Source organism: Okeania sp. SIO3I5 (assembly GCF_010672085.1).
Lineage (GTDB): Bacteria > Cyanobacteriota > Cyanobacteriia > Cyanobacteriales > Microcoleaceae > Trichodesmium.
On record NZ_JAAHHT010000279.1, the window covers coordinates 1 to 11,460 of the forward strand.

Annotated in this window: 6 protein-coding genes and 1 pseudogene; 4 read left to right on the forward strand and 3 right to left on the reverse strand. The window is 34.5% G+C overall.

What is annotated here, in order from left to right; genetic code table 11:
* Positions 1 to 445 precede the first annotated feature (445 nt).
* Entirely contained in the window at positions 446 to 1,954 is a 1,509-nt protein-coding gene (locus F6K40_RS34885; protein ID WP_293143134.1) for a HEAT repeat domain-containing protein, read from the reverse strand.
* A gap of 2,054 nt (positions 1,955 to 4,008) precedes the next feature.
* On the opposite strand from F6K40_RS34885, the gene F6K40_RS34890 reads away from it, so the two are divergent.
* Entirely contained in the window at positions 4,009 to 6,012 is a 2,004-nt protein-coding gene (locus tag F6K40_RS34890; RefSeq protein ID WP_293143137.1) for a WD40 repeat domain-containing serine/threonine-protein kinase, read from the forward strand.
* Between the two features lie 608 nt (positions 6,013 to 6,620).
* Here the strand turns inward: F6K40_RS34890 and F6K40_RS34895 are convergent.
* Positions 6,621 to 6,872: a hypothetical protein gene (locus F6K40_RS34895; protein WP_293143140.1), complete on the reverse strand. Its 252-nt coding sequence runs from the start codon at positions 6,870 to 6,872 to the stop codon at positions 6,621 to 6,623.
* Between the two features lie 3 nt (positions 6,873 to 6,875).
* Positions 6,876 to 7,019, reverse strand: coding sequence for a hypothetical protein (locus F6K40_RS34900; protein WP_293143143.1), 144 nt, complete (start codon positions 7,017 to 7,019; stop codon positions 6,876 to 6,878).
* Positions 7,020 to 7,742: 723 nt separating this feature from the next.
* Here F6K40_RS34900 and F6K40_RS34905 point away from each other — a divergent pair.
* From F6K40_RS34905 to F6K40_RS34915, 3 genes and pseudogenes are all read left to right on the forward strand, one after another.
* Positions 7,743 to 9,728 carry an efflux RND transporter periplasmic adaptor subunit gene (locus tag F6K40_RS34905; RefSeq protein WP_375340623.1) on the forward strand — a complete coding sequence of 662 codons (1,986 nt, stop codon included), beginning with the start codon at positions 7,743 to 7,745 and terminating at the stop codon, positions 9,726 to 9,728.
* A 650-nt stretch (positions 9,729 to 10,378) separates the two neighbouring features.
* Complete coding sequence (locus tag F6K40_RS34910; RefSeq protein WP_293143146.1) at positions 10,379 to 11,173, forward strand: Uma2 family endonuclease; 795 nt, start codon at positions 10,379 to 10,381, stop codon at positions 11,171 to 11,173.
* Positions 11,174 to 11,209: 36 nt separating this feature from the next.
* Positions 11,210 to 11,460 (forward strand): annotated as a pseudogene (locus tag F6K40_RS34915) (Uma2 family endonuclease); the annotation flags it as partial.

Genomic DNA, 11,460 nt, shown 5'->3' on the forward strand with positions numbered 1-11,460 from the left:
CCCACTTTCCCCGGTTTTTTAAATAATGCTCCAAAGTAAAAACAGAGAAACCGGGTTTTTCTCAAATGCTCTACAAAACTAACATTTACTTCCCACTTTCCCCGGTTTTTTAAATAATGCTCCAAAGCCAAAACAGAGAAACCGGGGAAAGTCTCAAATGCTTTACAAAACTAACATTTACTTCCCACTTTCCCCGGTTTTTTAAATAATGCTCCAAAGCCAAAACAGAGAAACCGGGGAAAGTCTCAAATGCTTTACAAAACTAACATTTACTTCCCACTTTCCCCGGTTTTTTAAATAATGCTCCAAAGCCAAAACAGAGAAACCGGGGAAAGTCTCAAATGCTTTACAAAACTAACATTTACTTCCCACTTTCCCCGGTTTCTGATAACCCACATTCCGCACGTCAAGACTTCCTACACTTCCCACACTCCCTACACTTCCTTCACCTCGTGTGAATTCTATTTAACTGCTCTAATGCCCATTTTGCGGTTTTTTCAACTTCCGGATCTGAGTCATACTCTGCTTGTTGTAATAGTTTAGTTACTTGAATGATTAACTCATAAATTCGTGTTAAATCTCGGATAGCATTTTTTCTGACTTCCGCATTATCATTCTGTAGTGATATTGCTAAAGCTTTACTCATTGGTTTTAATGTTTGAGTGCCAATTTCTGAGAGAGTTGCTAAGATTAAACTTTGCTGTTTAGAATCAGAATTGATCAGTAAATTAACTAATGGTTGAACAGCTCTAGAATCTCCTTTTTGCCCAAGTTCCCAAATAGCTTGATGTCGTTTCTTAGAGTCAAAATTTTGCAAATCATTAATCAACTGTTCAACAATATTAACTTGAGGCAAAGGATAATTATTTTGCTGAATAATGTTGTTTGAGTCTTGAACGATAGAATTTTTTTCAGTTACTTTTGATAAATTTAGTTGAGTTTCTTTTTGCTCATGATCATTATTTTCTTTTTGTGCATAATTATTATCTTCTTGGCGATCAATAGAATAATTATCGTCAACTATTAGCTGAGTTTCTTGTTGCTCATAATCATTATTTTCTTTTTGTGCATAATTATTATCTTCTTGGCGATCAATAGAATAATTATCATCAACTATTAGCTGAGTTTCTTGTTGCTCATAATCATTACTTTCTTTTTGCGCATAATTATTATCTTCTTGGCGATTGATAGAATAATTATCATCAACTATTAATTGAGTTTCTTGTTGCTCATAATCATTATTTTCTTTTTGTGCATAATTATTATTTTCTTGGCGATCAATAGAATAATTATCATCAACTATAGGAAATGTTTTTGCTTCAATTTCTTGATGATGTGGTTTGGAGTTATTCTGGGAAATTGGTACATAACCATTTTCCTCTGAGTCCCCTTGTGGTGTAGGAACAAAAGAATCTAAAGAATTTTCAGTATTGGCCATGGAAGGGTCTTCGGGAGGTGCTGGCCATTCAGGGGTATTAACATTGGGGTAATTATTTTCTAGCTCGGGTGAAGTTGCTTCTGGTATATTCTCTGGAGATGATATATCTTCTGGATCTAAATCTTTAGGTTGATGATCGTCAAAGAGCTTGAGTAAAATAAATACCGCTGTACCAGTAACCAGAACAGATATGATGCTCAACAGAAATAGTGTTTTTCGTCCTCTAAGAGCTTTGAGTATGAAACGAACTGGTTGAGGCACTTTTGAATCAGAGGAATTCGATTGTTTTTTCTTTGTCTTTTCAGATTCATTGCCTTTTGAATCAGTATCTTGAGCAATATACAGAGTAACTGGATAATTTTGATGAGATTGTTGTAGGTTTTCTGTTTTTGTTAAGGTACGATTGCTAAATTCTCCTATGCTAGAATCATCAGTTATAGCTCTACTCGCAGTTGGAGAAAAGCAAAAGAAAGTCAACCATGTAATAGTAAAAAAAGTGAATTTGTAGTGGAGCATGATGTTCTTTCAGGAGTTTTTAGAGGCAACTTTTATAGATTTATAGATAATTATAGTTTAGTTTGAGCTTCGCTACTATTAGTTAAAAATAGGTGATTTATGAAAATTTTAGCTATACAATCTCGAAGCTTTACCCACTAAACTACTACTTTACTTTACAGATAATTAATTATAAATACAGTATGAATGTAGCATAAAACAAAAGTAGAAAACAGTAAGGTTAAACTAAAGTTTTAAAAATACTTTGATACCAGAATAAGTTTGAGGTAATGTCAAATTTTTGCTGTGCTTAGGGTTAGGTATCGTTAAAACTAGAAGTAGACCATGTATACCCTTAGTCGCTACAGCGCTACGCACAAAGTAAAAGTCACCCATGAAAAAGTAAAAAAAAATAATCTATGACTAAGTTTGATAATTTAGAAATGTCCGCACCCTTTGCTTCAATTGCTATATTCAATAATTAATAATTAATAATTAATAATTAATAATTACCTCTTCTTATAAAGAAGAGGATTGGCTAAAAGGAATTTTTTTCCTTTTTTCTCCATGAATGGAGAGGCTTTATACCTTTATTTTCCGGTCAAATCTCTGAAGTAATAGTAAAAGATTTTGATTATACTAGAACAGATTCCTTATGAATTTACTTAAATAATATTACAAATAATTCCATACTGCAGATTATCAAATAATCACGCTTAAATAGTTATCAATTAAAATTTGGCTACTCATACATTTACATTGTTTTAACTTATGACTTTTGCTTATTGACTTTTGGCATATATTGAATTGTACAGATTTACCTTAAACATAACACATATAGCGTTTCCCAGAGTCTAATGGTACATCTATATTTTATTTTTATTCTATTCCCTGTTCCCTGTTCCCTGTTCCCTGTTCCCTAAAACCTAGAATTTTGTACCTCACAAGTATGGGAATTGCTATAACATAGATAAATATTATAATTAGCTAAGTTTAGCAGCACTAATTCATGGGCAAAGTTAAAATTCAAAAGGACAAAGGGTATGGTTGGTGTGAAATGAGAGAGAAAAGATTTTTTATTAACAAAAATAGTTGAATAGTAAAAAAAATTGCCCGGTTTTCTGAACTCTTCCTCTTGCTTTTTTTGTTCATTTTTTTACTAGGTTGAAGAAAACAACCTTGGGAGAATTTTCAAGCTTAATTAGCAAGCATTCAGCGGTCAGGGGTCAGCATTTAGCATTCAGTGATCGGTTTCATTATTTTTGAAGGAGGAAAAAGCAATTGAGAGATTTTAAAGAATTAAAAGTATGGGTAAAAGCTCATCAGTTAACCTTAGTAAACTATGGAGTCATATCTACGTTTCCTACTACATAATTTTATGGGTTGACTTTTTCTAGCTCGTCATTTAAAAGCTGAGAGCTGACAGCTAATAGCTGAATGTTTACCTTAATTACAATTCAAATTAATAAGAGTTTCATTTTCATTATGACTTACGCAGAAACCGGGTTTATCAACGAAGCTTGTTTGTTTGAGCGACAATAATCAAGGAATAAACCCGGTTTCTTGGCTTGGAAAGCGTAAGTTCTGTTAATTAAAAAAAAAGCAATCCGAGCATTGGTTGTGAAAATTTTTATAATAGTTAATTTGAGCTGAAAATCTTTAAAATTAAAAATTATGTATCTCGCCAATCCGAGGCTCCCCTAGCTGACTTCTTAACTCCTGACTCCTTTCATTAATTGATAATTCATTAATGGATATTACCTCTGCTTAAAACCTTGAGGGAATTGAAAATAAGAAAATCTTTTTAATGGATAATGGATAATGAAAACAGGATAGGAAAATATCAATTATTGATTAATAAAAGCGCGATACAAAAATATCCATTGGTAAGGGGAGGCGAAGGGAGCTGAATTATTTAATTAATAATTATTAATTATTCGGTAATGGCGTTTTGCTCCACAACATGAAATGCTTCTACCAGCAAAATATTACAACTTAAAAGTGAACCAGACTGCTAAACAATTTTATGTCAGCAACAGATAAAACCCAAAATTAGCTATAATTAGAAAAAAGTATTGGCAGCGATCGTGAGCTACTGTATTAATCCTAATTGTTCTTACCCAGAAAATCATAATAACCTTTTATACTGTACAGCTTGTGGCTCAAAATTATTAATAGAAGGGCAATATCAAGCTGTCAAAAAAATTAGTGACGATCTTGGGATAGCTACCTATGAAGTAGAAGTAAAAGGAGAAGAGACTCTTGAAATTCTCAAAGTATTAAACATCAATAGCCAAGAATTTATTTCTCAATTTCAACAACAAGCGAAAGTATTAGCAGAAATTAATCATCCTGGAGTTCCCCGAGTAAAACCTGGTGGATATTTTACATTTTTGCCGAGAAATAGTAATCAAGAATTACACTGTTTAGTTATAGAAAAAATTCCTGGAGAAAACCTACAAACTTGGTTAGGAAAAAACAATTTACCTCTCGATCAAGAATTAGCTCTTGAATGGCTAACTCAACTCATAGAAATCTTAGATTTATTACACAAAAAACAATTTTTCTATCAAAATATTCAACCAAGTAATATTATTCTTCGCCCCAATGGGCAATTAACATTAACTAATTTTTCTCTAGAATTACAGTCAGCAGAATCAGATTTTGTTGCCCTAGGATATACCTTTATTTATTTGTTAACTGGTCAACTTCCATCCACGTTCTTAAATTCTGATACTAATACATTAAACTGGCGAAACCAAGTTCCTAATGTCTCGCCAAAATTAGCAGATTTTATTGATGATTTAATTTCAGACAAACAGCCGAAAAATACTCAGATACTCTTACAAAGATTAGCAAATTTAAAAGATAATTTATCTCAACCTTTAATTCCAAAAAAATCTTATCCAATTCAGAGAAAATTATTCTTAGGTACTGGAATTTTATTGTTGGGATTAGCTGCCACTCAAATTTTTAGTTATTTCCAACAGAAATTAAATCCTGAACGAATTTTTCCAGAAAATCAGCAAAGGCAAATTCAAGATGACAAACTAGAGAAATTTTTCTCTCAAAATTCAGGAAAATTTTTAGTAGGAGGAATAATTTTAATCCTAGCTATAGGAGGCAGTCATTTTGTTGGTTATTTTCGGATTCACCCCAAACATTTAAAGTTAAGTTTGCCCAATGGAGTTTCCTTAGAAGCAACTTTAAATACAGATTCAGAAAGAGTTTATTCTGTAGTTATTAGTCAAGATGGGCAAGTTTTAGCTTGTGGTAATGGTGATGGTACTATTCAAGTTTGGCATCTAGAAATAGGAGAAGAATTAGAAATAGAAGAATTAGGCATAATTGAAGGTCATACTAATGATGTAGTAGCGATCGCTATTAGCAAAGATGGAAATATATTAGCTAGTGGAAGTTACGACGGCACGATTAAAATTTGGCATTTAGAAACAGAAACAGAACTGACTTTGCAAAGTCATTTTATGCGAGTTACTTCTATTGCTATTACTCCTGATGGAGAAAAATTAGTGAGTGGTAGTAGCGATGATTCTATTAAAATTTGGCATCTACCTACAGGGAAAATGCTGCATACTTTTCGCGGGCATTCTGACAGTATTTATGGAATTAATATTAGTCCCGATGGAAAAATTTTAGTTACAGGTAGCCACAATAATATTAAAACTTGGAATCTAGAAACAGGCATAGAAATTTCTACATTAGTCGGTCATCAGGGCAGAATTTTATCTGTAAGTTTTAGTCCTGATGGAAACAAAATAGCTAGTGGTAGTAGCGATAAAACTATTAAAATTTGGCAGTTAGAAACAGGAAAAATTTTACAAACTTTAAGCGGTCATTCTAATGAGGTTAATTCTGTAATTATTAGTCCGGATAATCAAACTTTAGTTAGTGGAAGTAAGGATCATACTATCAAAATTTGGCATCTAGAAACAGGGAAACTTTTACGCACTATTAAAGGGCATTCTCGGTGGGTTAATTCTGTTGCTTTTAGTCCGAATGGAGAAATTTTAGCTAGTGGTAGTTTTGATAAAAGTATTAAACTTTGGAAATTGGGATGAGAATTCAATTATCAGTTATAGCGCTAGGGAATAGGGAATAGGCAATAGGGAATAGTAAACTGTCAAAGGGTTTTTCCTAGGTCATGCTGCGCAAACAGGATTTATAAATGTCCTAACCTTAATGCGTAGTGCTATATCATTTGAGAGTATATGACTAAGAAATTCCTGAAATAGTTAAATGTTTTATTTTTGTATAAACTTCTTTATGAACATTTTTTGAATTCAAAATTCACGCATTCAAAGTTCAAAAATTTTGATTATAAGTTAATTTCAATAATTGTTTAATTAGGGTTTGCTCTCTTAATCTCAAAGTCTTTACTGATAAATATTTTAGCCTTTTTCAGTCTCAAAAAATACCAGTTTTTCAGTCTAAAAAGTGGAAAAAGTTAGTATTTTGGGCTGAAAAGTGCGGAAAAATCACTCTGGCAAAATATCAGACTACCTGCTCTGTAATTCTCCGTTTCTCCTAACTACTCCCTACCTCAACAAAAAGGCTTTTTCAGCAAACCCTAATTAAGGATTCAAGCGTCGTTCTGTAGAACGAAAAAATCAAAAATATTTTCCTTATTTCAAGCCTCTGACTTTAGGCAGATATTATAATGCAAGAATTAATAATTTTGAATTTTGAATTGATTTGACTGTGCTGCAATTAATCTCAAATTTATATCTAAATCATAGTAAACTCCATGTCCAGCATATAAAAAATCTACGGTTTCTATATACAAAATTCTGTACACAAGAAGCTTGATTTGCATTGATAATACAGCAGGCCCAAAAGGAACCAAATAAACTTTTTTCCAAGGTTTTGATTTAAGTTTTTCGGCTACTTTAATTAGGATTTTATTAAACTCTTTTTCCACAATTTATTTTGAACTAAAATCAAGACTTCCTCGTGAAGCAACATAAATTTCACCACGATTATGTGTAGGTGAATTAGGATGAATACCTTCATTAACAATAATTGTTAAAACATCTTGCTCCTCATTCTTGGTAAGAACATCGATCATTTCCTTTTTGAAATTTTCATAACCTAATTTTTGCAGGCAATCTTCAATCAATTTATCAAGTTATTTATTCATAATTAAAGCTACTTAAACTAATTTCACTTTACTTTTTTTTGAATAATTATTTGACCAGAAGCATCGCGTACCTTATCTGTATAATAATAACCACTTTGTTCTCTATTAATTTTATCATCATCAGTTTTTATATCTAGTCTTGCGACTCCATAATGTGTCAATAATTCTCCTTCTGAGAATCTCAACTCTCTAACTCAAAAATAAAAATATCTAAACTTAGAATAGCTAATAATTTATAGTTTTTCTGATAGCCGATCTTCATCCAATATCTGCTTAAGAGTATAAGGATAATTTAAGGTAATTGAAGTTCCGATTTAACTTTAGCAATTTGTCTAGGTTTACCATATAAATAGTCAACATAACTGAAGTCTTGAGGAAGTATCCTATTATTTTTTGCCATTGATATTAGTTTATCCCATCTGCTTTTTCCTATACTTCTAATTCTTCTAACTTCACTTGTCCTTGCCCTAGTAAATGATGGCTGATGACTGGCTAGATATTTACTTTTCAAGGCATCCTTAATAGCTACAAAGCGCTAGCCTTAAAAGTCAAACTCTAAGATTTTACGATAAGATGTAACATATAATTATAAATTAGTCAAAAATTAACATAGATAGAAATAGTAATTCCCAAAATTTGAGAAGGAAAAAGATGATGAAAACTAGCCTCCAAGACAAAACAACTTATGCCTCAACTATACCTCAAGAGCAAAATAGCCTTAAAGAAAAATCTCCCCAGGAGCGCCCAAATAGAGGCAAACCTTGGGCGATCGCTCTAGTAACAGTCGGACTCTTAGTCCTATCCACAGGTATCTACCTAGTTCGTAACCAGTCTCGAGGCAAACCAGAAGTCCTCGAAACCCTGACGATACCTGTTCAAGCTCAAAATATAGTCGTTAGAATTACAGCTAGTGGAGAAGTCCAACCAATACAACGGGTTAACCTATCTCCAAAAAATCAAGGCCGTTTAGCACAATTATATGTCGAACAGGGCGATCGCGTTCAAGCAGGCCAAGTTATCGCCCGTATGGAAAGCCGAGAACTAGAAGTCCAACTTCGTCAAGCTGAGGCTCGACTTAAAAGTAGTAAGGCAAACTTAGCGAGGCTGGAAACTGGCAGTCGTCTAGAAGAAATTGCTGCTGCCAGAGCGCGTTTAAATCAAGTAGAAGCTCGTCTATCCCAACTGCAAGCAGGCAGTCGTCGCGAAGAAATTGCTGCTGCCAGAGCGCGTTTAAACCAAGTGCAAGCTCGTCTATCCCAACTGCAAGCAGGCAGTCGTCGGGAAGAAATTGCTGTCGCAAAGGCACGTTTCGATAGAACTCAAGCTAATTTATCTCAACTACGAGCAGGAAACCGTCGTGAAGAAATTGCTCAGGGAAAGGCGCGTTTAGAACAGGCGATCGCTCGTTTGGAAGATGCTCAAACTGGAAGTATGGAAGAGGAAATTGCACAAGCTAAAGCTAGAATAGAAGCGACAAAAGCCGAGTTAGAGTTAACGACAAAACGGTTAGAGCGATATCAAAAGTTGGAAATTGAAGGAGCGATCGCTCGCGATGCTTATGAAGAATATGTGAGAGACGATCGCCGAGTCAAGGCTAATTTACAGGAAGCGGAAAAACGTTTAGAACAACTCACCCAATTTAGACTAGCGGAGATAGAGCGTTTAACTGCTGCTGTAGCACAGGAAAAACAGGCTTTTCAATTATTAGAAAAGGGTACTCGCGTAGAGGAAATTGCTAAAGCTGAAGCTGAAGTTGCCGAAGCTCGCAGTCAGTTGGAGGAATTGGTTAATGGTACTCGTCCAGAGGAAATTGCTAGAGCAAAAGCTGAAGTTGCCGAAGCTCGCAGTCAGTTGGAGGAATTGGTTAATGGTACTCGTCCAGAGGAAATTGCTAGAGCAAAAGCTGAAGTTGCCGAAGCTCGCAGTCAGTTAGAGGAGTTGGTTAATGGTACTCGTCCAGAAGAAATTGATAGAGCAAAAGCTGAAGTTGCCGAAGCAGAAGCACAAGTTCGCTATCAGGAAATTATATTAGAAGAGACAAAAGTTCGCGCTCCTTTTTCCGGGGTTATTACTCAAAGATATGCTAGTAAAGGAGCGTTCGTGACACCTGCCACCTCTGCTTCTAATGCTACTTCTGCCTCCTCAACTTCCATTGTTGCTTTAGCTAGAGGTTTAGAAGTGTTGGCAAAAGTTCCAGAAGCAGATATAGGCCAAATTAAATCCGAGCAAACTGTAGAAATTGTCGCTGATGCTTATCCCGATCAAGTATTTCAAGGCAAGGTGAAATTAATTGCTCCAGAAGCAATAGTCGAAAGAGACGTAACATTATTTGAAGTGCGAGTTGATCTAGAGACTGGTAAAGAAAAATTACAGTCAGGGATGAATGTAGATTTACAATTTTTAGGCGATCGCTTAGATAATGCCTTAGTAGTACCGACAGTGGCGATCGTTACTAAAAAAGGAGAAACTGGGGTATTAATTCCCGATGCCAAAAATCAACCGAAATTTCAACCTGTTACTGTAGGTTTTAATATTGACAATAAAATTCAAGTTCTCCAAGGAATAAAAGCAGGCGATCGAGTTTTTATCGAACTTCCAAAAGGTAAAAAATTAGATGATATTTTTGGTGATGGATAATTGATTAATGAATAATGAATAATGAATAATGAATAATGGATAATTGATAATTATATAGAATCCGGTTATACAGTAATTGCAAAATTACTTTCTCTTAATACAGATGTTCTACTGAATACAAATTATAGAATTCATGCTATTCCAATCTTTTCTTTCTCCTGACTCCTGACTCCTGACTCCTGACTCCTAGAGCGATACGATAACTAATTACCCGGATTCTATATTACCTCTAGTTAAAACCGCGCTTGATTAAAAATCAGGAAATATCCTAGCACTTTTTTTCCATTTTCAAGGGGTAGGCTTTTATAGCGCTACGTTCTGGGGAATAGGCAATAGGGAATAGGGAATAGTAAGTTGTCAGAAGGTTTCAGGATTTATAAGTTCCTGACCTTTGCTTCGACTGCTATAACCTGAATAATTAATAATTATTAATGATTCGGTAAATAAGCTATTGCAAATTTTCGTTCCCCATTTTCTGTTCCCTGTAAAACTCAATTTATGCTACTATAAAAAGTAGATTTAAAGCCAGTAGCGGTTACTAAAAATGACAAAAAAAAAGGTCAATAACCTACTATTTGCAGGGAATAAAAAAATAAAATTCCCTATTCTCTGTTCCCTATTCCCTGTTCCCTCTTTTACTAATAACTGAAATGGAATTTATAAAAGAACCAGAAATAATTTATCCAGAAAGTGACGGTTTACCCTTGGCAGATAACACCATTCAATTCCGTTTCATTACAACTATTGTGGGAGGAATTGCTGCTATATACAAAGATAACCCCAATGTTTTTGTTGCTGGAGACTTATTTTGGTATCCCAAAGAAAAACACCCAGAGATCAGACAAGCTCCTGATACCATGGTAGTTTTTGGCCGCCCTCAAGGAGATAGGAGTTCCTACAAACAGTGGGAAGAAGATAATATTCCTCCCCAGGTAGTATTTGAAATTGCTTCTCCTAGGAATACTATTACTGAGTTGGAAGTAACAAGGTTAGAGTTTTATTCCGAATATGGAGTCGAAGAATATTATGTATACTACCCAGAGAGCGGGAGATTAAAAGGATGGTTACGTCAAGGAAAAATGATGAATGAGATAGAAGAAATGGAGGGTTGGGTAAGTCCGAAAATCGGTATTCGTTTTGAAAAAATTGGTAAGGAATTACAAATTTACCGACCAGATGGGGAACGTATTTGCACTTATGTAGAAATTATGGAGGAGAAAAAACGGGAAGCAACTGCACGTCAAAAGGCGGAACGAGAAAGAGATTTAGAAGCAACTGCACGTCAAAAGGCGGAACGAGAAAGAAATTTAAAAGCTATTCCTTATTTATGGCAGCAAGAAGCTCTTCCTCGTTTATTGAGTATAGGTTTAACTGCTGAACAAATTTCATATGGTCTTTCCTTACCTTTAGAAATAGTGCAGAAGTTTATAGATACGAACATTTAGTTCATCAAAAGATTTATATTACTAGGACTTAGGCAAATGGCATTCTTAAAAGAAAAAGAAGCAGAAATAATTTATCCAGAAAGTGACGGTTTACCCTTGGCAGAAAACACCATTCAATTCCGTTTTATCACTACTATAGTCGGAGGCATTGCTGGTATCTATAAAGATGACCCCAATGTTTTTATTGCTGGAGACCTATTTTGGTTTCCGAAAGAAAAACAACCTGATATCAAACAGGCACCCGATGTCATGGTAGTTTTTGGTCGCCCTCAAGGAGATAGGGGTTC